This is a genomic window from Propioniciclava soli, from assembly GCF_038502305.1.
In the GTDB taxonomy this organism is placed as follows: Bacteria; Actinomycetota; Actinomycetes; order Propionibacteriales; family Propionibacteriaceae; genus Propioniciclava; species Propioniciclava soli.
The window spans coordinates 2,023,345-2,050,150 of record NZ_CP115965.1; the positions used below are offsets into that span (position 1 = coordinate 2,023,345).

Sequence of the window (26,806 nt, forward strand, 5' to 3'; positions counted from 1 at the left end):
TTGATGCTAGGCGCTGACACAGGACGGCCCCAACAGTGCCTTGAGATCGGCGACCAGCGAGTTGGACGGCCGGACGCGCAGCTGGTCGTCCAACCGCCACACCGTGGCGCGCTGCGGGCTGATGAGCCGGACGCGGACCTCCGCCAACCCGGGGTGCTGCCGCAGCGTGAACTTCAGCTGGTCCACCACTTCGGGCGTGCATCGCGTGGTGGGCAGGGAGATCGTCACCGGGCCGTCCTCACGCTGCGTCACGTCGGGGAACGCCACGTCCTGCGCCGTGATCTCGACGCCGTCGTCCTTCTCGCGCAGACGGCCGCGGATGCGCACCACCACGTCGGTGCCGAGCGAGAGCGCCACCGGCAGATAGGCCTTGTTGAAGACGAGCACCTCGATGGACGCCTCCAGGTCCTCCACCGTCAGGATCGCCCAGGCCTTGCCGTCCTTGGTCTGCTTGCGCTGGATGCCGGTGATCATGCCGCAGATCGTGACCATGCCCTCGCGCGGGTGCTCGTCACCCGCCAGTGCGGCGATGCTCAGGTCGCGGTTGGCGGCCAGCACGTGCTCCAGGCCCTGCAGCGGGTGGTCGCTGACGTAGAGGCCGAGCATCTCGCGCTCGAACGCGAGCCGCGTCATCTTCTCCCACTCGGGCAGCTCCGGCACGGGGGTGGCGACGAGCGAACCGCCGGCGTCGGCGTCCGCCCCGCCGAAGAAGTCGGCGAACAGGTCGTCCTGGCCATTGGCCTGGTTGCGCTTGAGATCCACCACCTCGTCGATCTTGGTCTCGAAGCACTCCATCAGCCCGCGCCGGGTGTGACCCATGGAGTCGAACGCGCCCGCCTTGATCAGCGACTCGATGACGCGCTTGTTGCACACCACCGCCGGCACCTGGTCGAGGAACGCGTTGAAGTCGGACGCCGACCCGTGCTCAGTGCGGGCGGCGATGATGCCGTTCACGACGTTGTCGCCGACGTTGCGGATCGCGCCGAGCCCGAAGCGGATGTGGTCCCCCACCGGCGTGAACCGGCCCTGGGAGGTGTTGACGTCCGGCGGCAGCACCTGGATGCCCATGCGGCGGCACTCCGACAGGTAGATCGCCATCTTGTCCTTGTCGTCGCGCACCGACTCCAGCAGCGCCGCCATGTACTCGGCCGGATAGTGGGCCTTCAGGTAGGCCGTCCAGTACGACACCAGACCGTACGCCGCGGCGTGGGACTTGTTGAAGCCGTACGCCGAGAACGGCACCATCGTCTCCCACAGCGCGGCGATCGCGGCGTCGGAGTAGCCCTGGGCCTTCATGCCCGCCTCGAAGTTGACGAACTCGGCCTCCAGCACCTCTTTCTTCTTCTTGCCCATCGCCCGGCGCAGCAGATCGGCCGCGCCGAGGGTGTAGCCGGCGAGCTGCTGGGCGATCTGCATGACCTGCTCCTGGTACACCAGCAGGCCGTAGGTCTCGCCGAGAATCTGGTCGAGCACCTCGGCCAGTTCGGGGTGGATGTGCGTGACCGGCTGCTGCCCGTTCTTGCGCATCGCGTAGTTGACGTGGGTGTTCGTCCCCATCGGGCCGGGGCGGTACAGCGCGCCGAGCGCCGTGATGTCGGCGAACTGGTCGGGTCGCATCAGGCGGCACAGCGAGCGGTAGCCCGAGCCGTCGAACTGGAACACCCCGAGCGTGTCGCCGCGGGCCAGCAGGTCGTAGGTCGCGGCGTCCGTGGTGTCCTTGGCCAAGGCGTCCAGGTCGAGTTCCAGCTCGCGGTTGATCTGCACGTTCTTCACGGCGTCGTCGAGGATCGTCAGGTTGCGCAGGCCGAGGAAGTCCATCTTGACCAGGCCGAGGTTCTCACAGCTCGGGTAGTCGAACTGCGTGATGATCTGGCCGTCCTGCTCCCGCTTCATGACGGGGATGACGTCGAGCAGCGGCTCGCTGCTCATGATGACGCCGGCCGCGTGGACGCCCCACTGGCGCTTGAGTCCCTCGATGCCGCGCGCGGTGTCGACGACCTGCTGGACCTCGGGGTCCTCTTCATAGAGCTGGCGGAACTCGGTGCCCTCGCCGTAGCGATCGTGACCGGGGTCGAAGACCTGCTTGAGTGTGACGCCCTTGCCCTGCACGTCGGGGGTGTAGGCCTTGGTCAGCTTCTCGCCCAGGCCGAACGGCTTGCCGAGGACGCGGCCGGCGTCCTTGATCGCCTGCTTGGCCTTGATCGTGCCGTAGGTGACGATCTGGCAGACCCGGTCGTCGCCGTACTTGTCGGTGACGTACTTGATGACCTCACCACGGCGGCGCTCGTCGAAGTCCACGTCGAAGTCGGGCATCGACGGGCGTTCGGGGTTCAGGAACCGCTCGAAGAACAGGCCGTGGGGCACCGGGTCGAGATCGGTGATGCGCATGGCGTAGGCGCACATCGAGCCAGCGCCCGAGCCACGCCCGGGGCCGACGCGGATGCCGTTCGCCTTCGACCACGTGATGAAGTCGGCAACCACGAGGAAGTACCCCGCGTAGCCCTTGTTGATGATGATCTCGGCCTCGTAGTCGGCCTGCTTGGTCGCATAGTCGGGCACCGCGCCGTCGAACCGGTCCTCCAACCCGCGGCGCACCTCGGCGACGAACCAGCTCTCCTCCGTGTGCCCGGCCGGCACGTCGAAGCGCGGCATGTACGTGCCGGTGCCCTCGTGGAAGTCGACCTCGCAGCGCTCGGCGATCGCGAGGGTGTTGTCGCAGGCGTCCGGCAGGTTCGAGAACAGCTGCCGCATCTCGGCGGGACTCTTGAGGTAGTAGCCGTTGCCGTCGAACTTGAAGCGGCCCGGGGTGTCCTTGTTGGAGCCCGCGGACACGCACAGCAGCGTGTCGTGCGCCTCGGCGTCCTCGGCGCGCGCGTAGTGGAGGTCGTTGGTCGCCACCAGCGGCAGGTTGAGTTTCTTGGCCAGGCGCAGCAGGTCGTCGCGCACCCGGGTCTCGATGTCGAGGCCGTGGTCCATCAGCTCGACGAAGAAGTTGCCCTCGCCGAACAGGTCGCGGAACTCCGCGGCCGAGCGAACGGCCTCGTCGAACTGGCCCAGCCGCAGGTACGTCTGCACCTCACCGGAGGGACACCCCGTCGTTGCGATCAGGCCGGGGGCGTAGCGCTGGAGCAACTCCCGGTCGGCCCGCGGCTTGTAGAAGAAGCCCTCGATCGAGCTGAGCGAGGCCAGGCGGAACAGGTTGTGCATGCCCTCGGTCGTGGACGCCCACATCGTCATGTGGGTGTAGGCGCCCTTGGACGCCACGTCGTCACCCGTGCCGTCGCCGAACTGGACCCGCTTGCGCTCGCTGCGGTGGGTCTTGGGGGTCAGGTACGCCTCGAGCCCGATGATCGGCTTCACCGGGCTGCCCTGGGCCGTCTTGTACCACTCGTAGGCGCCGAACACGTTGCCGTGGTCGGTCACCGCGAGGGCCGGCATGCCCATGTGTTCGCAGCCGGTCACGAGATCTTTCAGGCGCGCCGCGCCGTCGAGCATCGAGTACTCGGAGTGGCAGTGCAGGTGTACGAATGCGTCGCTCATCAGTGGTGGTCAACCTCCCGGAGGCACCACCCTAGTCGCTGCCCCCGACAGTGCTGCGTCGCCCCGCCGGGTCGGCATTTGGACCCGAGATTGTGCTGCCATGGCGCCACAATCTCGGGTCCAAATGAGCTGCCACGGCAGGATTTGCACCCAGCTCGCCGCATGGCGACACTGATCATCGAACGTGGTCGACGAGGAGGAACCCATGGAGCTGTCCCTGATCGGTGCACCCACCGACATCGGTGCCGGCGTCGCCGGATGCCGGCTCGGCCCGGGCGCCCTCCGGGTGGCCGGTATCGGACGCGGCCTGCGCGGCCTGGGCTGCGACGTGGTCGACACCGGCGACATCGACGGCCCGCCCAACCCCATGACGCCCCCCGTCGACGGCTACCGGCACCTGCCCGAGGTCATCGCCTGGAACGTCGCGCTGCGCGACGCCGTCGCCGCCGAGCTGGCGTCCGGACGCCTGCCCGTCGTGCTGGGCGGCGACCACAGCCTCGCGATCGGCTCGATCAGCGCCGTCGCCGCCCACTGCCGCGCGGTGGGCAAGAAGCTCCTCATCATCTGGGTGGACGCCCACGCCGACATCAACACCTCCGCCATGACGCCCACCGGCAACATCCACGGCATGCCGGTCGCCTGCCTGCTGGGCCACGGTCCCGACGAACTCACCGGCCTGTCGGACCAGCGGCCGGCGATCACGCACGACCAGATCCACCAAGTGGGCCTGCGCAGCGTGGACGCCGGCGAGAAGCGATTCCTGGCTGAGCTGGGGATCAGCGTGTACGACATGCGCTACCTCGACGAGGCCGGCATGCGGCGCGCGATGCGCCGGGTGCTCGCAAGCGTGGACGCCGACACCCACCTCCACCTCTCCCTCGACCTCGACTTCGTCGACCCGGCGGTGGCACCCGGAGTGGGCACGCCCGTCGTCGGCGGGCCGACGTACCGCGAGGCGCAGCTCTGCATGGAGATGATCGCCGACACCGGACGCCTCGGCTCGCTCGACCTCGTGGAGGTGAACCCGGCCCTCGACGTCCGCAACACCACCGCCGAGCTGGCCGTCGACCTCGTGGAGAGCCTCTTCGGCAAGTCGACCCTGCTGCGCGTGACCGATCTGGCCAACCCACCGCTGGGCTGATCTGGGACGCACCCGTCTGGGATGCACCCGTCTGGGATGCACCCGTCTGGATTGTCCCGTGAGGAGCCGCGTCGAGAACCCATGCGCATGCGCGCCTGGTCGACCCGCCTCTTGGTGCGCCTCGGAGGTGAGCTGGGTGATCACGAACCGGTGCTGCCCAGCCACTCGGCGCGACTGAGATGAAAGTTCACCGGTCCGACGCATCCTCCTCGACGCCGACGCGGACGCTGCGTCCGTTCAGTTCGACGACCTCGCCACCGTGGAGCTGACGCCCGCGGCGGGTCTCCGGCTCGCCGTCGACCCGCACCTCACCGGTCAGGATCACCTCCCGGGCGTCCGCGCCGGTGTCCACCAGGCCCGCGACCTGGAGGAACTGACCCAGACGAATCGTGCCCCGCACCTCGACCGACTCCATGACCTCTCCTGCCTGACGACGACATTGTGGGAACCAGTCTTCCCGACACCGGGCCGATCTCAGGAAAGATCGTCACCGGCGAGCCCCGCCTCAGCAGCCGGAGCCGCCTCCCCCTCGTGCTCCCGCTCCAGCGGGCCGCCGCCGCGGCCGTGCCGGACGAGGTCAGTGAGCTGGCTCCAGGACGCCACTTTCACCCGCGACCGGCCGGACGCCTCACCCCGCGCCCGTTCCTCGGCGTCGATGGCCTCCCAGTCGGCGAAGCTGGACGCCTCCAACCCGTGGGAGGCCAGCAGAGCGTCCACCTCCGGCCCCCGCGCCGCGTCTTTGACGCCAGCCTCGGCGGCCAGGTCGTCCAGCAACAGGGCCACCGTCTCGGCGGCGTCCGACTTGTTGGTGCCGATGACGCCGACCGGGCCGCGCTTAATCCACCCCACCACGTACTCCCCCGGGCTCGGCGTGCCGTCGGGACGCACCACACGCCCACCCCGGTTCGGGATCACGCCGGCCTCGTCGTCGAAGGCCACGCCGGCCAGCGGACGCCCCCGGTACCCGATGGCGCGCAGCACCAACTGGCACGCGATGGTCTCCTGCTCCCTCGTCCCCACCACGGACGTCCCGCCGGCGGGCAGCGTGCGTTCGAGGACGACGCCGCTCACGGCGTCCTCGCCCAGGACAGCGACCGGGCGCCGCCAGAACCGCAGGTGGAGGCGCGCGTGGGCGTCCGGCACCGAGCGGTCCGCCGCCTCCCGCAGCGCGGCGAGATTGCCCCGCACGCGCCGGTCGAGGTCGGTCTCGTCGATGCCCGCCACGTCTGTGGGGTCAATCACGGGCTGGACGCCGTCGAGCCCCAGCAGCTCGCGCAGCTCCGGGGTGGTGAAGCTCGCGTGCTGGGGCCCGCGGCGTCCGACCACCCACACGTCGCGGACCGACGCCCGGCGCAGTTCGGCGAGCACGTCTCCGGGCATGTCGGTGCCCGCCAACCGGGCGGGCGAGGCGGCCAGCACGCGAGCGACGTCCACGGCCACGTTGCCGACGCCGAACGTGACCGCCGCCTCGATGCCGGCGAGCTGCTGCGCCTCGGCGTCCGGATGGCCGCAGTACCAGGCCACGAACTCCCGCGCGGAGCGGCTGCCCGGTAGCTCCTCGCCGGGGACGTGGAGCCGGCGATCCTCCGACGCACCAGCCGCATAGATCACCGCGTCGTAGCCGGCCACCAACTCGTCGCGGGTGATGCTGCGGCCCAGCTCGACCAGCCCGAAGAACCGGACGCGCTCGGACGTGAACGGTGCCACCAACGCACGCTGGATGCCCTGCATGCTGGCATGGTCGGGGGCCACCCCGTAGCGCAGCAGGCCGAAGGGCGCCGGCAGGCGGTCGAGGACGTCGATGCGGACGCCCTCGTGACCCCGGAGCAGCGCCTGCGCGGCGAACAGTCCGGACGGCCCGGCACCGACGATGGCGACGTGGGGCGTGTGCGTCATGGGTGGCATCTTCGCATGGCGGGTCTGCCGACATGCGGCGCGCACAGAGACAAGCCCACGGCGAGGAGGCCCTCTGAGCCTCCAGTCGAGAGGCTGAGAGCATGGACGATCCTGTGAAGGCGCTCACTTGCGAGGGGTCGCCACGTGCAAGGCGTCAAGGCTTGCCACGATGGGCAAGCACATCGCTGTCTGCTTCCCCCGAGCGTGACCGCTGAATGCCAAGCGCTCGGAGTTCCAAATCTTGAATGAATGTGCGCATCCTGACCCCAATGGGCCCCAAGCCTAAGTGCACGGCAGGGCGGGGACTGCCACTATCCGGTGGACCTGTCTGTGCCGAATCGATGCCGTACCGTGCGTGCCTGGCAAGCCCTGCTGAGAGCAGGGTAGAGTCACCACCGTCCTGGCCGACCTGTCGGTAAGGGGCCACTCGGGTCGCCTACGCGACAGCGGAAGTGAGAAGGGCAGGAAGTAGACCCCGGTGGTACGCCAGGTCCCAACGCACGTTTGGCGCTTTCCAGGTCGGAGTTGCGTGGGGTGGGGGCGAGTTCGGTTTCGCTCGAAACGGGCAGCTTGTATTGGTTTGTAAGCACATCACAATCCACGGTGCAGTCGGGGTCTGAACTGTGGGTGGCCGCGTGTGGCTGCGCCCACACGCTCGCACTCACGACCGAAGGCCTGCTGGTGGTTGGCCCCTCCCCAACTCGGCTTTCCCTCTCCTGAGGTGCGTCCGAATCCCGCCGGACATCAGTGAGCGGGAGGCGTCCGGATGGCCGCAGTACCAGGCCACGAACTTCGGGCGGCCCCGCGGGGACGAGGACGGACGTAGAACCTTGGCTCCCCTTGACAGCTCGACGCGGGTCGGGCACCGTCGAGACACCCCTCGAGGAATGGACGACACCCCATGACAGACCTCCGGATGTCCGACCTCTGGCCTGCTGTGGCCATCCTGGCCCTGTGCATCCCGGTGGGTGTCCTCTACGCCCACGCGGCGCTTCCGCGCGTGCGCCCCATCCTTTACGCGGCCGCGATCGCGGGCAATGCACTGCTCGTCTGGGCGGCCTTCACCCTCGTCGCTCGGCCGTCCTGGGTGGGGCTGCCCGCCTTCGCGACGCTCATGGGTGCCTACCTGCTGGCGGGTGCGCATCTGCTCGGCGACCATCCGGCGCTCAGCTCTGCGTCGCTGCGCCAGCGCGTCGCTGTGCTCCTCCGGAATCCCCGGCTGCGGGGCCTCGACGCGGACGCGTGACGGCCGCCATCTGATGACCGACAACGACACGAGCACACCCAAACAGTTCGCTCTCGCGTCGGCGGTCTACCTCTGCTGCGGATTGCTCGTCACGCTCGTCGGTCTGATGGTCGCCCGGGACCTCAGGAGCGCGCTGCTGGGCGGTGTCCCCCTGTGTGCAGCAGCCGTGGCCGTGCTGACGCAGGCGGCACGTACCAGGGCAGGCCCCCGGACACCGTCGGCCTGGCCGTCGATCGCCGTCTTTGCCCTCGCCCTGATCGCTGGTCTCGGGGGGCTCGCTCTCCTCCCGTAGGTGCACCTGGAGGTGCGGCTCAGACCACCAGCGGACGCTCGGTCGGGTTGATCGGACGCGGCAGCGCGGAGCTCCCCTGCAGGTAGGCGTCCACTCCCTGGGCGGCGGACCGGCCCTCGGCGATGGCCCACACGATCAGCGACTGGCCACGCCCGGCGTCCCCGGCCACGAACACGCCGGGCACGTTGGTGGCGTAGGAGTCGTCGCGCGCGATGTTGCCGCGGGCGTCCAGCTCGAGCCCCAACTCCTCGACCAAGCCGGTCTGCTGCGGGCCGGTGAAGCCCATGGCGAGCAGCACCAGATCGGCCGGGATCTCCCGCTCCGTGCCCTCCACCGGCGCGAACCTCCCGGCGTCGAACTTCACCTCCGACAACCTCAGCGACGTGATGCGCCCGTCGGTGCCGACGAACTCCGAGGTGGACACGGCGTACTCGCGCGCCACGTCGCCCTCCTCGTGGGAGGTGCTGACGCGGAACAGCATCGGGTACGTCGGCCAGGGCTGGTTGCCCGGGCGATCCGACGTCGGGGTCGGCATGATCTCGAGCTGGGTGACCGAGGCGGCCTCCTGCCGCAGGCTCGTGCCGATGCAGTCGCTGCCCGTGTCGCCGCCGCCGATCACCACGACGTGCTTGCCCGTGGCGGTGATCTGGCCGTCCACCTGCTGGCCCACCGCGACGCGGTTGGCCTGCGGCAGGAACTCCATGGCCTGGTGGACGCCGTCCAGCTCCCGGCCCGGAATGGGCAGCTCGCGCGGCAGCGTGGACCCGATGGTGAGCACCACGGCGTCGAAGCGGTCCAGCAGTTCCTCGCCCGTGATGTCCACACCGATGTTCGTGCTCGGCTTGAAGACCGTGCCCTCCTGGCGCATCTGCTTCAGCCGCCGGTTGAGGACCTTCTTCTCCATCTTGAACTCGGGGATGCCGAAGCGCAGCAGGCCGCCGATGTCGTCGGCGCGCTCGTACACCACCACGGTGTGCCCCGCGCGCGTCAGCTGCTGCGCGGTGGCCAAACCCGCCGGGCCGGAGCCCACGACCGCGACCGTCTTTCCGGTGTGCCACTCGGGCACGACCGGGACGACGCGCCGGTCGTCCCACGCCTTGTCGGCGATGGCGACCTCGATGTTCTTGATCGTCACCGGCTCACGGTTGATGCCCACGACGCAGGCCGTCTCGCAGGGAGCCGGGCAGAGGCGTCCGGTGAACTCGGGGAAGTTGTTGGTCGCGTGCAGCCGGTCGGTCGCCGAGCGCCACAGGTCGTGGTAGATGAGATCGTTCCACTCGGGGATGAGGTTGCCCAGCGGGCACCCCTGGTGGCAGAACGGGATGCCGCAGTCCATGCAGCGGCTCGCCTGCTGCCGGATGATCGGCAGCACGGCGCGCCCGGGGCTGCCGGGGTACACCTCGTCCCAGTCGTGGACGCGCTCGGACGCCGGCCGCCGCTCGGCGACCTGGCGCTCGACCTTCATGAAGCCCTTGGGATCAGCCATGAGCAGCCTCCATCATCTTCGTCACGGTCTCTTCCTCACTGAGCCCCTCGGCCTCGGCCGAGGCACGGGCGGCCAGCACCCGGGCGTAATCACGCGGCACCACCTTGGTGAACCGGCCCCGCCATGCCTCCGGACCCTCGTCGAGCAGCCCGCGGGCCACGGCCGAGTCGGTCTCGGCGGCGTGACGCCCCAGCAGTTCGGTGATGCGCGCCACGTCGTCGTCGTCCAGCTCCCAGGCGTCCACCATCTCGGTGTTGAGCCGGCCCTCGTCCAGGCCGAGCACCCACGCGACGCCGCCGGACATGCCGGCCGCGAAGTTGCGGCCCGTCGCGCCGAGCACCAACGCCTCACCGCCGGTCATGTACTCACACCCGTGGTCCCCGACGCCCTCGACCACCGCGGTGGCGCCGGAGTTGCGCACGCAGAAGCGCTCGCCGACCCGGCCGCGGATGTAGAGCTCACCCGAGGTGGCGCCGTAGCCGATGACGTTGCCCGCCACGATCTGCTCCTCGGCCGCGAAGGACGCCTCGGGGTGCGGCCGCACGGACAGGCGTCCGCCCGACAGCCCCTTGCCGAAGTAGTCGTTCGTGTCGCCGATGAGCTTCAGCGTGACGCCCCGGGGCACGAACGCCCCGAAGCTCTGCCCGCCCGTGCCGGTGAACGTGATCTCGATGGTGTCGTCGTTGAAGCCCTCGCCGCCGCTGACCTTGGTCACCTCGTGGCCGAGCATGGTGCCCACCGTGCGGTCCACGTTGCGGACGTCGACCGCGAAGCGCACCTTCTCGCCGCGCTCCAGCGCCGGACGCGAGCGCTCGATCAGCTCGACGTCCAGCTTCGCCTCCAGCCCGTGATCCTGCGTCGTGACGCGGTGCAGCGGGCCGTCGACGGCCACCTGGTGCAGCACCGGCGCGAGGTCCAGACCCTGGGCCTTCCAGTGGTCAACGGCCGCCTTGGTGCGCAGCACCTCGACGTGGCCGACGGCCTCCTCGATCGACCGGAAGCCCAGCGCGGCCAAATGCTCGCGCACCTCCTCGGCGATGTACTCGAAGAAGGTCACGACGAAGTCGGCGTGGCCCGAGTACTTGGCCCGCAGCTCCGGGTTCTGCGTCGCGACGCCGACCGGGCAAGTGTCCAGGTGACACACGCGCATCATGATGCAGCCGCTGACGACCAGCGGCGCGGTCGCGAAGCCGAACTCCTCGGCACCGAGCAGGGCGCCGATCACGACGTCGCGGCCGGTCTTGAGCTGGCCGTCCACCTGCACGACGATCCGGTCGCGCAGGCCGTTGAGGAGCAGCGTCTGCTGGGTCTCGGCGAGGCCGAGCTCCCACGGGCCGCCGGCGTGCTTGAGCGACGTCAGCGGAGCCGCACCGGTGCCGCCGTCGTGGCCGGAGATCAGCACGACGTCGGCCTTCGCCTTCGAGACGCCGGCCGCGACCGTGCCCACGCCCACCTCGGCGACCAGCTTGACGTGCACCCGGGCCACCGGGTTCGCGCACTTCAGGTCGTGGATGAGCTGCTTGAGATCCTCGATCGAGTAGATGTCGTGGTGCGGCGGCGGGCTGATCAACCCCACGCCCGGCGTCGAGTGCCGCGTCTTGGCCACCCACGGGTAGACCTTCTGGCCGGGCAGCTGGCCGCCCTCGCCGGGCTTGGCGCCCTGGGCCATCTTGATCTGGAGGTCGTCGGCGTTCGTCAGGTAGTCACTCGTCACGCCGAACCGGCCGGACGCCACCTGCTTGATCGCCGAGCGACGCCGCGGGTCGTGGAGCCGCTCGTGGTCCTCCCCGCCCTCGCCGGTGTTCGACTTGCCGCCGAGCCGGTTCATGGCGATCGCGAGGGTCTCGTGCGCCTCTTGGGAGATCGAGCCGTAGCTCATCGCGCCGGTGGAGAACCGCTTGACGATCTCGCTGACCGGCTCGACCTCGTCGATGCTGATCGGCTCGCGGGCGTCCGTGTCGAACTCCAACAGGCCGCGCAGCGTCATCAGCCGCTTGGCCTGGTCGTCCACCCGGCTCGTGTACTGCTTGAAAATGTCGTAGCGCTTCTCGCGGGTGGCGTGCTGCAGGCGAAACACCGTCTCGGGGTCGAACAGGTGCGGCGGGCCTTCGCGGCGCCACTTGTACTCCCCACCCACGTCGATGGTGCGGTGCGGCAGCGTCCGCCGGTCGACGGGGTAGCCGACGTCGTGGCGCGCCTGGATCTCCCTGGCGATCTCCGGCAGGCCGATGCCCTCGATGCGGCTGGTGGTGCCGGTGAAGTAGCGCTCGACGAATGTGCTGTTCAGGCCGAGCGCCTCGTAGATCTGGGCCCCGGTGTAGGAGGCGATGGTCGAGACGCCCATCTTGCTCATGACCTTCAGGACGCCCTTGCCGAGCGCCTTGCGGACGTTCTTGACGGCCTTCTCGGGGTCGACGGTGACGAGCACCTCGCGGCGCGCCAGATCCTCCGCCGACTCGAACACCAGGTACGGGTTCACGGCCGCGGCGCCGTACCCGATGAGCAGCGCGACGTGGTGCACCTCGCGCACGTCACCGGCCTCGACCACGAGCCCCACCTGGGTGCGCGTCTTCTCCCGCACGAGGTGGTGGTGGACCGCCGCGGTGAGCAGCAACGAGGGGATCGGCGCGTAGTCGATGTTGCTGTGCCGGTCGGACAAGATGATGATGTGCGCGCCCCGCTCGATGGCCCCGCTCACCTCGGCGCAGATCTCCTCGAGCCGGCGCGCCAGCTCATCGGGCCCGCCGAGCAGTCGGTACAACCCGCGGACCACGTGGGCGTCCAGCTGCGGCATCGAGCCGTCCCGGTTGATCCGCACCAGCTTGGCCAGCTCGTCGGAGTCGAGCACCGGGTACCCCACCACGACCTGCTGGCACGACTGCGGGCCGGCCTCCAGGAGGTTCGCCTCCGGGCCGAGCGAGGACGCCAACGAGGTGACGAGCTCCTCGCGGATCGCGTCCAGCGGCGGGTTCGTGACCTGGGCGAACAGCTGGCTGAAGTAGTCGAAGAGCAACCGCGGGCGGTCCGACAAGACGGCCACCGGCGTGTCGGAGCCCATCGAGCCGATGGGCTCGGCACCCGTCTGCGCCATGGGCGCGACGATCTGCTTGAGCTCCTCATGCGTGAAGCCGAACACCTGCTGCCGCCGGACCACCGACGCGTGGCTGTGGACGACGTGCTGGCGCTCGGGGAGATCCTCCAGATCGACGCGCTGCTCCAGCCACTCCGCGTACGGGTGCTCGGCGGCGAGGCCGGCCTTGATCTCGTCGTCGTTGATGAGGCGGTGCTCCTCGAGGTCGACCAGCAGCATGCGGCCGGGCTGGAGGCGTCCCTTCTCGACCACGCGCTCGGGCTCGATGGGCAGCACGCCCGCCTCGGACGCGAACACCACCAGCCCGCCGTCGGTCACCCAGTAACGCCCCGGACGCAGGCCGTTGCGGTCGAGCGTGGCGCCGATGAGGGCACCGTCGGTGAAGCAGACCGCGGCGGGGCCATCCCAGGGCTCCATCACGGAGCTGTGGAAGGAGTAGAACGCGCGGCGTGCGGCGTCCATCTCGGTGTGGTTCTGCCAGGCTTCGGGAATCATCATGAGCACGGCATGCGGCAGCGAGCGTCCGCCAAGGTGGAGCAGCTCGAGCACCTCGTCGAAGGACGCCGAGTCGGAGAATTCCGCCGAGCAGATCGGGAAGAGCCGATCCAGGTCGCCGGGGATCAGGTCGCTCTGGAGCAGCGCCTCGCGGGCCCGCATCCAGTTGCGGTTGCCCTTGACCGTGTTGATCTCGCCGTTGTGGGCGATGAAGCCGAAGGGGTGGGCGAGCTGCCAGCTCGGGAACGTGTTGGTCGAGAACCGGCTGTGCACCAGCGACAGTGCGGACTCGGTGCGCTCGTCGAGCAGGTCGGGGAACGTCTCGGCGAGCTGCTGGGTGGTGAGCATCCCCTTGTAGACCGTGGTGCGGGCGCTGAGCGACGCGAAGTAGACCGACGCCTCGTTGCGCACCCGCTTGCGCAGCGGGTAGACGAGCCGGTCGAGGTCGATGCCGGCGGCACCGCGTCCGGTGACGAAGAGCTGCTCCATGTGCGGCATGACGGCCAGCGTGACCGGGCTGAGCGTGTCGGAACTCATCGGCACCTCGCGCCAGCCGAGGACGCGCAGACCCTCCTCGATCGCGATGTACTCGATCGAGCGCTTCGCCGTGGCGCGCTCCACCGCATCCTGCGGCAGGAACGCCATGCCCACGGCATAGCTGCCCGCCGGGGGGAGGTCGAAGTCGACGGTGTCGCGGAACAGCCGGTCGGGGATCTGCAGCAGCATGCCCGCCCCGTCGCCGGCCGCCTCGTCGGCACCGGTGGCGCCGCGGTGGTCGAGGTTCTCCAGGGCGAGCAGCCCCTGCGCGACGATGTCGTGGGACGCCTCGCCGCTCAGTCGGGCGACAAAGGCGACACCGCAGGCGTCGTGCTCGAAGTCATGGCGGTACAGGCCCTCATCGGGCCGGTGGGTGCGTGCGTTCACTTGTTCTCCTGCTCCAACGGGCTCTGTGGCAGCCATCCAACGGACAACCTTCCTGGCCACACCGCATGGTGCGCAGTGGCAGCCTAGCGACGGGTCCCCCACGCGGGCGACCATCGCCGCGCCGGTCCGCCATCCGGACGCCCGCGCCGTCCGCGTCCACCGCCACCCCATTCACGGATCGCCACCCTGCCGTGCTCAGCCCGCCCGGTGCCGCAGCGCCCCGCCCATGCCGACCTACCGCGTTCAGCCCACCCGGTGCCGCCGCGCCCCGCCCTGGCCGCAGCTTCCCCGCCCTGGCCGCCGCAACCTTGTTGCCTCCGCCGCGCCCCTGTTGCGTCCGCCGCGCCCTGTGGCGTCCGCCATGACCCTGCCCTTGCCGCCGCGACCCTGTTGCGTCCGCCGCGCCCCTGTTGCGTCCGCCATGACCCTGCCCTTGCCGCCGCGACCCTGCCGGTACCGTCGCCTCGCTACCCCAACGACCGCCGCCCTGCCAAGAGCACACCTCCCTGCCGTTGCAACGGCAGGGGGGACGGCGCCGGACAGGGGGGCGGCTCCAGCGGCAGGGAGGCGACGCCAAGGACAGGGAGGCGGGCCGGCGCCGGCTGCTGCTGGCGGGACCGTTGGCTGTGGTGGACGCGATCAGCGGCCCCTCTGCGGGCCACCGGTCGGCGATGGTGCTCCCTGCGCCGCTCCCATGCGGCCTTGCGCAGCCCGACGGGGCGCACCTTGACTCCACGTTGCGCACCCCGACTCCACGTTGCGCACCCCGACTCCACGTGGCGCAGCTTCTCTCCACGAGGCGCAGCAGAACTGCACGTGGCGCAGCGCAGCCCACCTGGCGGGCCTTGCACGGGCCTCCACGTGAGCCCCACTGCGCCACGTGACACCAAGGTCCGCCACGTGGGCCCAGAGTGCGCCAGGTGAACATCGCCACGGGACCGCCACCGCGCCACGTGTGCCCAGATTGCGCCAGGTGAACATCGCCACCGGGACCCCCACCGCGCCACGTGACGTCAAGGTGCGCCACGTGTCCGAGGGTGCGCCAGGTGAGCATCGCACCGGCCACGACGCTGCACCGAGTGCTCCTCGGCGCGCCCAGAAGTCGTTGAGCGAGAACCAGCGCCGCGTCGACCGGGTCCCGAGGCCGGGTCCCGAGGGCGTCCCCCGGGGGCGTCCGGCCGACCGTAACAGTCGCCGGAGGTCCTGCTCAGGAGGCGGCGGTCGCGCCCCCACCGGTGCCAGTGTCGGCATCGGCATCAACGCCGGAATCGGCGTCGGCGTCGACATCCGGATCGGCATCGGCCTCCGCATCCGGGCCGCCGATGCCGCGGCGCTCCACCCACGGTTCGCGTCCGGGGCGCAACCGGGTGAGGGTCACGAACAGCAGCGCGCCACCCAGCAGCACCAGCAGGGCCGTCACCTGGTTGGTGCGCAGCGGGCCGAGCTGGTAGCTGACGTCGGTCCGCAGCCCTTCGATGAAGAACCGCCCCGTGCCGTAGATCACCATGTACAGCGCGAACACCTTGCCCCAGCCCAGCTTGAAGCGCCGATCGAGCCACAGCAGCAGCAGGCCACCGCTGATGTTCCACGTCATCTCGTAGAGGAACGTCGGTTGGAACGTGGCGACGTCGGCGTACTCCGCGGGACGGTACTGCGGGTCGATCTCCAGGCCCAGCGGTCCGTCGTCCGGCCCGCCGAACAGCTCTTGGTTGAACCAGTTGCCGAGGCGTCCGATGCCCTGGGCGATGATCAGGCCGGGGGCGAGGGCGTCCGCGAAGGCGCCGTAGCGCGCCCCGAGGTGGCGGCACACGAGGAACGCGGCCAGCGCCCCGCCGATCAGTGAGCCGAAGATGGCGATGCCGCCCTCCCAGATGTAGAGCGCGCTCCACGGGTTGCGGCCGGGGCCGAAGTAGTCGCCCCAATGGGTCAGCACGTGGTAGATCCGGGCGAAGACGATGCCGATCAGGATCGACCACAGCGCGATGGTCTCGAACGTCTCCGGACGCCCCCCGCGCGCGACCCAGCGGCGCGAGCCGATCCACCACGCCGCGGCCATGCCGGCCATGAGACACAGCGCGTAGATGTGGATGGTCAGCGGCCCGAGGGAGAAGGACCGGATGTCGGGGCTCGGGATGGACAGCAGCACGCCGCCATCTTGCCCCATACCGGTTCGCACGCGCCCCACGTTGATGGGCGTGGACACGGGGCGGGCGACGAGCGGTAGGCGGCGGGCAGCAGGCGGCGAGCGGCGCCAGCGTCAAGGGACGGTGATCGCGAACGGCGATACCCTCGGGCGGTGAGCTCCCGGACACCCCTGCTGCGCCTCGACCACCGCGCCACCCTCGCCGGGTCGTACGTCGGCTTCGTCACCCAGGCGATCGTGAACAACCTGGGCCCGCTGCTCTTCATCATCTGGCACGACGCGTTCGGCATCGGCTTCGGCGCGATCGGGCTGATCGTGAGCGTGAACTTCGGGGTGCAACTGCTCACCGACGCCGTCTCTCCCCCGCTGATCGACAAGGTGGGCTATCGGGCGGCGATGGTGGCCGCGCACGTGGTGGCCGCGGCCGGGCTCGTCGCGCTGGGCACGCTGCCCTTCCTGCTGCCCAGCCCCTACCTCGGGCTGGTGCTGGCGATGGTGATCAGCGCGGTGGGCGGCGGCCTGCTGGAGGTGCTGGTGAGCCCCGTCGTCGAGGCGCTCCCCACGCAGAACAAGGCCTTGCACATGAGCCTGCTGCACTCGTTCTACTGCTGGGGCCTCGTGGCCGTCGTTGCCCTCTCCACGGTGGGCTTCCTCACCCTCGGCGAGGATCGCTGGCCGTTGCTGTGCTTCGCCTGGGCCGCCGTGCCGGCGCTCAACGCGGTGCTGCTGTGGTTCGTGCCCTACCACCGGCTCGTCGAGGAGGGGGCTGCCATGGGGTACCGCCACCTGCTGCGCGAGCCCGTGTTCTGGCTGCTCGTGCTGCTCATGGCCGCGGCGGGGGCGTCCGAGTTGTCGATGAGCCAGTGGGCGTCGGCCTACGCCCAGGCCGGGCTGGGGCTCGACAAGACCACCGGCGACCTCATGGGCCCCATGGCGTTCGCCATCACGATGGGCCTGGCCCGGGTGCTGTTCGGCGCGCGGGTCAGCGTCAAGAACGTGCGCCACATCATCACCGGCTGCCTCGTGCTGTGCATCGCGTCCTACCTGGTGGCGGCCTACGGGCCGTGGCCGTGGCTCGGGTTGGCCGGGGTGATCGCCTGCGGCTTCAGCGTCGGCATCCTGTGGCCGGGCACGTTCACGCTGGGCTCGTCGGTGTTCCGGCGCGGTGGGACGGTGCTGTTCGCCCTCCTGGCGCTCGGTGGGGACGCCGGCGCCGCGCTGGGGCCGGCGGTGGTGGGTCAGGTCGCCGAGCTGACGGGGTCCTTGGCCGACGGCATCGCGGTCGGCACCGTGTTCCCCGTCGTCATGCTCGCGGCAGTGCTCGTGCTGGGACGCCGCCTCTCACGTGGGCCCGCCGCGGCGTCCCGCCACCCCGGAGCCTAGGAGCGGACCCCGGCGGCGAGATCGGCCACCACGCTCCGCAGCCCCGCCAGATCGGCCGGGTTCCCGGCGTCCTCGGCGGCCAGGAGCGTCTTGACCAACGCAGATCCCACGATCACCCCGTCCGCGAACGTGCCCACCTCGCGCGCCTGCTCACCGTCGCTCACGCCGAGGCCGACGCCCACCAGCGTGTCCGGCGCCAACCGACGCAGCCGCTCCACCAGCGCGGGCGCGGCCGAGGACGTCTGCTGCCGCGCGCCGGTCACGCCCATGACCGCCGTGGCGTACACCCAGCCGCGGCACGCCGCGGTGGTGGCGATGATCCGTTCGTCGGTCGAGCTGGGCGCGACGAGGAAGATCCGGTCGAGGTCGTGCTCCTCCGAGGCGACGAACCACTCCTCGGCCTCGTCGGGCGTCAGGTCGGGCGTGATCAGCCCGGCGCCCCCGGCGTTGGCGAAGTCGCGGGCGAAGGCGTCCACCCCGTAGCGGTCGACGAGCGCCCAGTAGGTCATCGCCACCGCAGTCCCCCCGGCAGACGCCACGGCCTCGACCGCCGCGAACACGTCGCGGGTGCGGACGCCGCGGGCCAGCGCCGTGGTGCCCGCGCGCTGGATCACCGGGCCGTCCATCATCGGGTCGGAGTAGGGCAGGCCCACCTCGACCAGGTCGACGCCCGGGTGGTCGCCGTCGCCGCACAAGGCGCGCAGGGCGTCCAGGGACGTGGGCACGTCGGGGTAGCCGACCGGTAAGTAACCCACCAGCGCGGCGCGGCCCTCGGCCTTGGCGCGCAGGTACACCTGCCCGGAGCGGCCGGCGTTGCGGGCGCGGACGTCCGACATCAGAAACCCCCCACCGTTTCGTTGGGGACGCCGGTGAGACCGAACCAGTCCAGGGCGGTCGGCACGTCCTTGTCCCCGCGCCCCGACAGGCAGATGCAGATCAGCGGCTCGCGGTCGGGTTGCTCCTCGGCGAGCCGACGGCCCAGCCGCAACGCCCCGGCGATCCCGTGCGCGGACTCGATGGCCGGCATGATGCCCTCCAGCCGGGTGATGAGGCCGAACGCCTCCATCGCCTCGGCATCGGTCACGGGCTCGTAGTGACCGCGCCCGGTGTGGGCCAGAAACGCGTGCTCCGGGCCGACGCCCGGGTAGTCCAGCCCCGCCGAGATCGAGTGCGACTCGATGGTCTGGCCGTCCTCGTCGGCCAGCACGTAGGTGCGCATGCCGTGCAGCACCCCCACCGCCCCGCCGGTGATGGACGCGGCGTGCCGGCCCGTGTCGATGCCGTCGCCCTCGGCCTCGAAACCGTAGAGCTCCACCTCGGGGTCGTTGATGAAGTCGGCGAACATACCCATCGCATTGCTGCCCCCGCCCACGCACGCGGCGACGGCGTCGGGCAACTGGCCGTGGCTCTCGAGGAGCTGCGCGCGCGCCTCGGTGGAAATGATGCGCTGGAACTCCTTGACCATGAGCGGGAACGGGTGGGGCCCGGCCACCGTGCCGATCAGGTAGTGCGTGGTGTCAACCGTCGACACCCAGTCGCGCATGGCCTCGTTCATGGCGTCCTTGAGCGTTGCGGAGCCCGACTCCACGGCGATCACCTCGGCGCCGAGCAGCTGCATGCGGGCCACGTTGAGGGCCTGCCGGTCGGTGTCGACCTTGCCCATGTAGACGCGGCACTCCAGCCCGAGCAGGGCTGCGGCCGTCGCGGTGGCGACGCCGTGCTGGCCGGCGCCGGTCTCGGCGATGACGCGCGTCTTGCCCATGCGCTTGGTCAGCAGCGCCTGCCCGAGCACGTTGTTGATCTTGTGCGAGCCGGTGTGGTTGAGATCCTCCCGCTTGGCGACCAGCCGCGCCCGGCCGGCGTGCTCGCTCAACCGCGGCAGGGGGGTGATGGGGCTGGGCCGACCCGCGTAGTCGCGGTGCAACCGGGAGAGCTCGGCGCGGAAGTCGTCGTCGCGCAGCGCGGCGACGAACTCGTTCTCCAGCTGCACGAGCGCCGCATTGAGTGCCTCGGGCACGAACTGGCCGCCGAAGATGCCGTAGTGGCCGTGCTTGTCACCCCCGCTCCCCTCGCCCGCGACACCGGGGTGCGGATCCGCCGGGCCCGTCGGGTCGGGGGTCGTCGTCGCCAGACCGGCCAGCTCCCCGGCGGGCTCCGTGGGGGCGGCCTGGGTGGAGGCGGGTTGGGTGGGATCGCTCACGCGTGTCCTTCCTCGGGCGGTGACGTGCGTCACCGCGGTTGCGCGGCGGTGCCCGCCGCGATGAAGTCGGCAACCGATGCCGCCGGGTCGCCGTGGCGCACCAGGGCCTCGCCGACGAGAATCACGTCGGCACCCGCGGCGGCCACGCGCTCGACGTCCGCGACGTTGCCGATGCCGGATTCGGCCACCTTCACGCGGTCGTCGGGGATGAGGCCGGCGAGCCGCTCGAACTGCGCGAGGTCGACGTCCAGCGTCTGCAGGTTGCGGTTGTTGACACCGATCAGCGGGGCGCCGGACGCGACGGCGCGGCGCGTCTCCTCCTCGGTGTGCACCTCCACCAGGGTGGTCAGGCCCAGCTCGGACGCCAGCGCCGACAGCTCGGCCAGCTCGGCGTCGGTCAGCGCGGCAACGATGAGCAGCACCAGGTCGGCGCCGGCGGCCCGGGCCTCCCAGAGCTGGTAGGGGGTCACGATGAAGTCCTTGCGCAGCAGCGGGGTGGGCACCGCGGCACGGACGGCGACGAGATCCTCCAGCGAGCCACCGAAGCGACGCCGCTCCGTGAGCACGCTGATCGCGCTGGCTCCCCCGGCCGCGTAGGCGCGGGCCAGGGCAGCGGGATCGGGAATGTCGGCCAGCGCCCCCTTGGACGGCGAGCTGCGCTTCACCTCGGCGATGACGCCGAGCCCGGGCGCGCGGAACACCGGCAGCACCGGCTGCGTCGGCGGCAGCGCCGCCACCACGTCGGTCAACTCGCCGAGCGGACGCACGGCCTGCCGTGCGGCAAGGTCCTCGCGCACGCCCACCACGATGTCGTCGAGGACACCCATGTGTTCTGTCTCTCCTACCCCCGCGCGCGCCGTGGCGGCGCGCGACGCGTCAGATGCGCTGCCCGTAGCCCATCGAGCGCAGGATCGCGCCGACGATGGGCGCGACCAGCATGAGGGCGAGTCCGGCGCCGATGACCCACCAGTTGATGCCGGGCAGCACGAATCCCACGGCAGCCACGATGGCACCGACGGCGGCGATCGCCGAGCCGGTCCACGCCGCAGGCGTCTTGCCGTGGTGGCCGTACTCGACCCGCTCGTCCAGGTCCCCGTTCGCGGCCTGGCGACGGTCGGCGGCCTTCTGGTCGGTGTCGCTCATGAGTGCTCCTGTCCGGGTCCATCCTGGGTCGGGTCGATCCCTGAGTCCATAGCTTTCCAAGAAGCCTGCGAATCCGCCACCTCCAGCGACGGCGCTTCGTGATCCGGACGCCGCCGCGCGGCCATCGGGCGGGCGACGAGCCACCCCGCCGCCACCACGCCGAACACCCCGAGGGCGGCGGCGACTCCCGGCCAGACGGTGGCCGTGGCGGTGACGTCGGTGGCCAGGGTCGCGGCCGGTTGGGTCGCGGCCAAGCGGGCGGCGTCCGGGCTGAACGCCGCGATCCCGACCGCGGCGATCCCGGCGCACAACAGCCCGAGCAGGACGCCGACCACGCGGCGACCGGCCTGGCGCAGCGTGAGCGTGAGCAACAGGCCGCCGGCCGCCGCGACGACGAGCACCTGGGCCAGGCCGCCGGTGCCGGTCGCCCCGTCGATGGCGGCCGTCCCCGAGCCGACGGCCCCCTGCCACTCCAGGGTCCACCACGGGGCGAGCGCGACGCCGAACGCGGCCACCAGGCAGAGCGCCAGGGCCGGACGCGGCGTAAACCTCATCGCGTCACCGCGCCAGCCGCCGCAGGCCGGACGCCACCGTGACGGCCCGGAGCGCGGCGGCGGCCTTGTTGCGGGACTCGAGATCTTCGGACGCCGGCACCGAGTCGGCCACGATGCCGCCGCCCGCCTGGACGTAGGCCCGCCCGTCCTTGAGCACGGCGGTGCGGATCGCGATCGCGACATCGGAGTTGCCCGCGAAGTCGAAGTAGCCGACGACGCCGCCGTAGAGCCCCCGCCGGGAGACCTCCAGCCGGTCGATGATCTCCATGGCGCGCACCTTCGGCGCCCCGGAGAGCGTGCCGGCCGGGAAGCAGGCGAGGGTGGCGTCCAGCGCCGTCCGCTCGGGGGCCAGGGTGCCCACGACGGTCGACTCGAGGTGCTGGATGTGGCTGTACTTGCGCACCTTCATGAACTCCACCACCGTGACCGTGCCCGGCACGCAGACCCGGCCGAGGTCGTTGCGGCCGAGGTCGACGAGCATGAGGTGCTCGGCGCGCTCCTTGGGGTCGGCGAGCAGGTGGGCCTCCAGCGCGGCGTCCTCCTCAGGCGTGGCTCCGCGGGGCTGGCTGCCGGCGATGGGATGGGTGAGGACGTGGGCGTCCGAGACCGTGACGAGGGCCTCGGGGCTGGAGCCGACGATCGCGAGGGCGTCCAGGCGCAGGAGATACAGGTAGGGGCTGGGGTTGGTGACGCGCAGGACGCGGTAGACGTCGAGCGGGTCGGCGTCGCAGGGCGCCTCGAAGCGCTGGCTCACGACGATCTGGAACGCCTCGCCGGCCTTGATGTCCTCCACCGCCGCGCGCACGGCCGCCTCGAACTCGGGCTGGGTGCGTTGCCGTTCGACGGCGTGCCCGGACGCCTCCGGCGCCGGCAGCGATGCCAGGGTCGCCATCGGCTCGGCGAGCCGGGCCGCCATCGCCTCGACGCGCGCGACGGCGTCCGCATAGGCCTCGTCGATGCGCTCGCCGGTGTCGTCGTAGTTGACCGCGTTGGCGATGAGCCACACCTCGCCGGTGTGGTGGTCGAGCACCGCCACGTCGGCCGCCAGCATCATCACCATCTCAGGGATGCCGAGGTCGTCGGGGTTGGCGTCCGGCAGCTTCTCCAGGCGGCGGACGACGTCGTAGCCGAGGTAGCCCACCATGCCGGACGCGATCGGCGGCAGGGCCTCGTCGCGGGGGGTGTGGAGGTGCGCCAGGGTCGCGGCCAAGGCCTCCAGCGGGTCGCCGCCCGCGGGCAAGTGGGCGAGCGCGCGGCCGTCCCAGTGGGCGCGCCCGTCCCGCTCGGAGAGCACCGAGGTCGCGTTGACCCCGACGATCGACCAGCGCGCCCACACGCCGGCCTCGGCCGACTCGAACAAGAAGGTGTTGGTCCGCGTGCCGCACAGGTGGTGGTAGAGGCCGACGGGGGTGATGTCGTCGGCGAGCAGCTTGGCCCAGACGCTGACGACGCGCCGACCTTCCTGGGCCGCCGCGGCCGCGAAGCCGGCGGCGTCCGGGGTGATCGCGAGCTCGGGCGTGGTGGTCATGCGTCGTCTCCCAGGAGCAGGTCGGCGTCGAAACAGGTGGCGTCACCGGTGTGGCACGCGCCGCCGAGCTGGTCGACGACGAGCAGCACGGTGTCGCCGTCGCAGTCGAGCCGGACGCTGCGCACGTGCTGGGTGTGGCCGCTGGTGGCGCCCTTCACCCACAGCTCCTGCCGCGAGCGCGACCAGTAGGTCGCCTCGCGCGTGGCCAGGGTGCGGGCCAGTGCCTCGTCGTCCATCCAGGCCTGCATCAGGACGGCGCCGCTGCCGGCGTCCTGGACGACCGCGGCGACGAGCCCGTCGCCGTTGCGCTTGAGGCGCCCAGCGATGGCGGGGGCGAGGGTCACGGGCATGGTCTGCATTGTTCCACGCCGCACTGACACGGCTGCGACTAGGCTGCCGTCATGGGATTCGCCAAGGACGAACGCAAGGCACTGGGTGACGCGCTGCTCGAGGCGGGGCCGGAATCGCCCACCCTGTGCGAAGGCTGGGACGCCCACGACCTGGCGGTGCACGTGTGGATCCGCGAGAACGACCCCCTGGCCGTCTCCGGCGCGTTCATCAAGCCGCTCGCGGGGGTGACCGAGGCGCGCAGCGACGCCGTCCGCTCGCGCTGGACGTTCGCCGAACTCGTCGAGCGCATCCGCCGCGGCCCGGGGCTGGCGTCGGTGTTCGCGATTCCGGGGCTGGACGAGCTGGCGAACACCGGGGAGTTCTTCGTGCACACCGAGGACGTCCGCCGACCCGCCGGGCTGCCCCCGCGCGACCTGGGGTCGGAGTTCGAGGGGTACGTCGCCGCCTCCCTGGAGAAGATGGCCAAGCCCCTGATGCGGGACGCCACCTGCGGCATCGTCTTCGAGCGCACCGATGTGCCGGAGACCCTGCGCGTGAAGCCCGGTTCCAGCACCGTCACCGTGGCCGGCAAGCCGTCGGAGCTGCTGCTGTTCGCCTTCGGGCGCATGGCGGACGCCGACGTCGAGCTCATCGGCGAACCCGCGACGGTCGCCAAGCTGACCTCGACGCACCAGGGCTTCTGAGCCGGACGGGCCAGCGCGGCGCCACGCGCCGTCGTCGACAACCCATGCACACGAAGCCCTTCTCGACGCAGAACGGCCCGTCGGCGTCGACAACCCATGCACAACCCCGCGTTCTCGACGGCCCGGGAGGAAGGCGGCGGCCTTGGTGCGGGGCGGACCGCTGACGATGTCAGAGCGTCCCCCTAGGATGCTCGCGTGACGAACCCGCTGATCGAATCGCTCCTGCGCGCGCTGGCCGCAGCCCCGGACGATCTACCCCTCCGGCTGCATGTGGCTGAGCTGCTCGTGATGGACGGCCGTGGCGGCGAGGCGGTCAGCCACTGCGCCGTGGCGCTGCAGGCCGACCCGGGCAACGAGCAGGCCCGCGCCCTCATGGGACGGGCCCTGGGCGCCCAGCCGGGGCCTGCCCCCCACCCGTCCCCCGACACCTCCAGCACTCCGCCATCGGATGCTCAGCCGCAGCCCTCAACCCCGTCGGGTTTGCCCACGGCCCCCACGACGCCGCCGGGTGCGCCGGTGCCCCCGGCCGGGGCCGAATCGGCGGACTCGTCGCAGCCTGACGACGAGCCGGCCCCGGCGTCCGGCTTCGACTGGTCGCAGGCCGAGGAACAGTTCCGGCGGCCCACGCCGCCGGGCTTCATCGACAGCGACGAGGACGACGACGACCCCATCCTCACCGACGAGGGCGAGCCCGAGGCGTCCGACCTCTGGGAGATCGAGAACCCTGGGGTGACGCTGGACGACGTGGGTGGCCTGACCGACGTGAAGGAACGCCTGCAGGTGTCGTTCCTCGCGCCGATGCGCAACCCGGAGATGCGCGCGCTCTACGGCAAGAGCCTGCGCGGCGGCATGCTGCTGTACGGGCCGCCGGGGTGCGGCAAGACGTTCATCGCGCGCGCGATCGCCGGTGAGATGCGTGCGCGCTTCCTGAACGTGACGCTCACCGACGTGCTCGACATGTACGTCGGAAACTCCGAGGGCAACCTGCACGGGCTCTTCGAGGCGGCCCGGTTGCGGACGCCCTGCGTGGTGTTCCTCGATGAGCTGGACGCGATCGGCGCCAAGCGCAGCCTCACGCGCAACACCGCGACGCGGGGTGTGGTGAACCAGTTGCTGCAGGAGATGGACGGTATCGGCAGCGACAACGAGGGCCTGTACGTGTTGGCCGCCACCAACACCCCGTGGGATGTGGACCCGGCGCTGCGGCGTCCCGGACGCCTCGATCGCACGCTGTTGGTGTTGCCCCCGGACGAACCGGCCCGGATGGCGATCCTGACCAACCTGCTCGCGAAGCGCCCGATCGAGAACATCGACGCCCGCAAGCTCGCCCGGCTCACCGAGGGCTTCACGGGCGCCGATCTCGCCCACCTGTGCGAGAGCGCCGCGGAGACGGTGATGATGGACAGCGTGCGCCGGGGCACGGCGCGGCCCATCACGATGCGCGACCTGGAGGCCGCGCGCAAGCAGGTGCGGCCGTCGTCCGGCCCGTGGTTCGACATCGCCCGCAACGTCGTCGAGTACTCCGACCGCAGCGGCGAGTACGACGACCTGCGCGCCTACATGAAGAAGAACCGGCTGCTGTGAGCGACACCTACGAGCGGGATCTCGAGAAGGCCCAAGAACTGATCGCGCTGAAGCGCGACGCCCAAGCGATGGAACTGCTCATCCGGCTGCTCGCCGAGCACCCGGACGCCGCCGCGCCCGTCCACGTGCTGCTGGCCGCGGCGCACGCCCGTGCCGGACGCCGCACCGAGGCCATCGAGGCCGCGCGGTCGGCGGTGCAGGAGGAGCCTGCCTGGCCGGTGGCGCTGTTCATGCTCGGCTCGACGCTGCGCGAGGCCGGCCGCGGCCGCGAGGCCCTGCCCTACCTCGAGGCGGCGGCGGAGGCCGACCCTGCGTGGAGCGACCCGCACCAGCAGCGGGCCCAGAGCCTCATCGATCTCCGCCGGGGCAAGGAGGCCTTGGCGGCGGCGCAGCAGGGTCTCAACCTGGCCCCCGACGACCCCGATGCGCACTTCTCATACGGGTACGTGCTCCACGAGCAGAATCCGGCGGCGGCGGCCGAGGCCTACCGCGCGGCGTTGGAGCTCGATCCGCAGCACATCGAGGCGCTGAACAACCTGTCGTCACTGTCGTTGCAGCGGGGGAACTGGGACGAGGGGGTGCGCGGCATGGCGAACGTCCTGGCCGGCGCCCCGCAGGCACGGCTCCCCCTGACCGTGCTCGACCAGGCGCTGACCACGGCGGTCCAACGCGTCCACCTGTTGACGTTCGGCGCGCTGTGGGTGCTCGGTGCCGTGTCATCGCTGTTCCTGCGCGACGCTGGCTCGCCATGGCTGGCGGTGGTGCTGCTGGCGGTGGCGTTCGCGGCCCTGCTCGCGTGGGCGGTCTCGATCCTGCGGAAGCGGCTGCGCCCCATCCGGCAGCAGTTCCCCCACCAGGGCGAGCGCTACCTGCGCCAATACGCGCGGCGCGACCCGCTGGGTGCCGCGTGGGCCGCGCTGTTGCTGCTCGTGTGGATCGGCCTGGGTGTCGGGCTGGTGATGAGCGTGATCCTGGCCGTCGGAGGGCTGTCGGGCTCGGGCACACCGCCGAGTCTCGTGGCCGTGACGGCGGGGTTCCTCCTCCTGTTCGCGGCCGTGGTCGTCAGCTGGGTCCGCGTCCCCCTGGTGAAGCGGCGGCTCCGGCGGCAGCAGTTCTTGGAGTGACC

The 26,806-nt window shown here is 71.0% G+C and carries 20 protein-coding genes; 7 read left to right on the plus strand and 13 right to left on the minus strand.

Annotated elements, in window-relative coordinates:
* Positions 1-6 precede the first annotated feature (6 nt).
* Entirely contained in the window at positions 7-3,540 is a 3,534-nt protein-coding gene (dnaE, locus tag PCC79_RS09155) for a DNA polymerase III subunit alpha (RefSeq protein ID WP_342371643.1), read from the minus strand.
* A gap of 205 nt (positions 3,541-3,745) precedes the next feature.
* Between dnaE and rocF the strand changes: the two genes are divergently transcribed.
* Positions 3,746-4,681 (plus strand): arginase, encoded by a 936-nt coding sequence (gene rocF / locus PCC79_RS09160; RefSeq protein ID WP_342371644.1) that lies wholly within the window; start codon positions 3,746-3,748, stop codon positions 4,679-4,681.
* A 187-nt stretch (positions 4,682-4,868) separates the two neighbouring features.
* On the opposite strand, the gene PCC79_RS09165 is transcribed toward rocF, so the two are convergent.
* Together PCC79_RS09165 and PCC79_RS09170 are read right to left on the minus strand one after the other, a co-directional pair.
* Positions 4,869-5,096, minus strand: a complete 228-nt coding sequence (locus PCC79_RS09165) for an RNA-binding S4 domain-containing protein (protein WP_232547821.1) — start codon at positions 5,094-5,096, stop codon at positions 4,869-4,871.
* A gap of 59 nt (positions 5,097-5,155) precedes the next feature.
* Complete coding sequence (locus PCC79_RS09170) at positions 5,156-6,577, minus strand: NAD(P)-binding protein (protein WP_342371645.1); 1,422 nt, start codon at positions 6,575-6,577, stop codon at positions 5,156-5,158.
* 901 nt (positions 6,578-7,478) lie between these two features.
* On the opposite strand from PCC79_RS09170, the gene PCC79_RS09175 reads away from it, so the two are divergent.
* Together PCC79_RS09175 and PCC79_RS09180 are read left to right on the plus strand one after the other, a co-directional pair.
* Positions 7,479-7,823, plus strand: coding sequence for a hypothetical protein (locus PCC79_RS09175; protein ID WP_232547819.1), 345 nt, complete (start codon positions 7,479-7,481; stop codon positions 7,821-7,823).
* 13 nt (positions 7,824-7,836) lie between these two features.
* Positions 7,837-8,115: a hypothetical protein gene (locus PCC79_RS09180; protein WP_232547818.1), complete on the plus strand. Its 279-nt coding sequence runs from the start codon at positions 7,837-7,839 to the stop codon at positions 8,113-8,115.
* 19 nt (positions 8,116-8,134) lie between these two features.
* Here the strand turns inward: PCC79_RS09180 and PCC79_RS09185 are convergent, their stop codons facing one another.
* The 3 genes from PCC79_RS09185 to lgt all read right to left on the minus strand — a co-directional run bounded on the left by PCC79_RS09185 (position 8,135) and on the right by lgt (position 16,275).
* Positions 8,135-9,601, minus strand: a complete 1,467-nt coding sequence (locus PCC79_RS09185; protein WP_342371646.1) for a glutamate synthase subunit beta — start codon at positions 9,599-9,601, stop codon at positions 8,135-8,137.
* Positions 9,594-14,111, minus strand: a complete 4,518-nt coding sequence (gltB, locus tag PCC79_RS09190) for a glutamate synthase large subunit (RefSeq protein ID WP_342371647.1) — start codon at positions 14,109-14,111, stop codon at positions 9,594-9,596. The genes PCC79_RS09185 and gltB overlap by 8 nt, the downstream gene beginning before the upstream one ends.
* 1,207 nt (positions 14,112-15,318) lie before the next feature.
* The gene (gene lgt / locus PCC79_RS09195; RefSeq protein WP_425325673.1) at positions 15,319-16,275 is read right to left on the minus strand and encodes a prolipoprotein diacylglyceryl transferase; all 957 of its coding nucleotides are present in this window, start codon (positions 16,273-16,275) and stop codon (positions 15,319-15,321) included.
* A 132-nt stretch (positions 16,276-16,407) separates the two neighbouring features.
* Between lgt and PCC79_RS09200 the strand changes: the two genes are divergently transcribed.
* Complete coding sequence (locus PCC79_RS09200) at positions 16,408-17,637, plus strand: MFS transporter (RefSeq protein ID WP_232547814.1); 1,230 nt, start codon at positions 16,408-16,410, stop codon at positions 17,635-17,637.
* Here the strand turns inward: PCC79_RS09200 and trpA are convergent.
* The 7 genes from trpA to hisI form a co-directional block, all read right to left on the minus strand.
* Positions 17,634-18,473: a tryptophan synthase subunit alpha gene (gene trpA / locus PCC79_RS09205; protein WP_232547813.1), complete on the minus strand. Its 840-nt coding sequence runs from the start codon at positions 18,471-18,473 to the stop codon at positions 17,634-17,636. The two genes, PCC79_RS09200 and trpA, sit on opposite strands and share 4 nt — an antisense overlap.
* Positions 18,473-19,672 (minus strand): tryptophan synthase subunit beta, encoded by a 1,200-nt coding sequence (trpB, locus tag PCC79_RS09210; RefSeq protein WP_232547919.1) that lies wholly within the window; start codon positions 19,670-19,672, stop codon positions 18,473-18,475. The genes trpA and trpB overlap by 1 nt, the downstream gene beginning before the upstream one ends.
* Positions 19,673-19,866: 194 nt before the next feature.
* Entirely contained in the window at positions 19,867-20,664 is a 798-nt protein-coding gene (trpC, locus tag PCC79_RS09215) for an indole-3-glycerol phosphate synthase TrpC (RefSeq protein ID WP_232547812.1), read from the minus strand.
* A 49-nt stretch (positions 20,665-20,713) separates the two neighbouring features.
* Positions 20,714-20,980: an HGxxPAAW family protein gene (locus PCC79_RS09220; RefSeq protein ID WP_232547811.1), complete on the minus strand. Its 267-nt coding sequence runs from the start codon at positions 20,978-20,980 to the stop codon at positions 20,714-20,716.
* Positions 20,977-21,534 carry a Trp biosynthesis-associated membrane protein gene (locus tag PCC79_RS09225; RefSeq protein WP_232547810.1) on the minus strand — a complete coding sequence of 186 codons (558 nt, stop codon included), beginning with the start codon at positions 21,532-21,534 and terminating at the stop codon, positions 20,977-20,979. The genes PCC79_RS09220 and PCC79_RS09225 overlap by 4 nt, the downstream gene beginning before the upstream one ends.
* A gap of 4 nt (positions 21,535-21,538) precedes the next feature.
* Positions 21,539-23,062 carry an anthranilate synthase component I gene (locus PCC79_RS09230; RefSeq protein ID WP_342371649.1) on the minus strand — a complete coding sequence of 508 codons (1,524 nt, stop codon included), beginning with the start codon at positions 23,060-23,062 and terminating at the stop codon, positions 21,539-21,541.
* On the minus strand, positions 23,059-23,436 hold the full coding sequence (hisI, locus tag PCC79_RS09235) for a phosphoribosyl-AMP cyclohydrolase (protein WP_342371650.1): 378 nt from the start codon (positions 23,434-23,436) through the stop codon (positions 23,059-23,061). The genes PCC79_RS09230 and hisI overlap by 4 nt, the downstream gene beginning before the upstream one ends.
* A gap of 27 nt (positions 23,437-23,463) precedes the next feature.
* Here hisI and PCC79_RS09240 point away from each other — a divergent pair, with 27 nt between their 5' ends.
* From PCC79_RS09240 to PCC79_RS09250, 3 genes are all read left to right on the plus strand, one after another.
* On the plus strand, positions 23,464-24,096 hold the full coding sequence (locus PCC79_RS09240; protein ID WP_342371651.1) for a TIGR03085 family metal-binding protein: 633 nt from the start codon (positions 23,464-23,466) through the stop codon (positions 24,094-24,096).
* 195 nt (positions 24,097-24,291) lie between these two features.
* Positions 24,292-25,680, plus strand: a complete 1,389-nt coding sequence (locus tag PCC79_RS09245) for an ATP-binding protein (RefSeq protein WP_232547807.1) — start codon at positions 24,292-24,294, stop codon at positions 25,678-25,680.
* Positions 25,677-26,804, plus strand: coding sequence for a tetratricopeptide repeat protein (locus PCC79_RS09250; protein ID WP_342371652.1), 1,128 nt, complete (start codon positions 25,677-25,679; stop codon positions 26,802-26,804). Before PCC79_RS09245 ends, PCC79_RS09250 begins: the two co-directional genes overlap by 4 nt.
* Positions 26,805-26,806 lie beyond the last annotated feature (2 nt).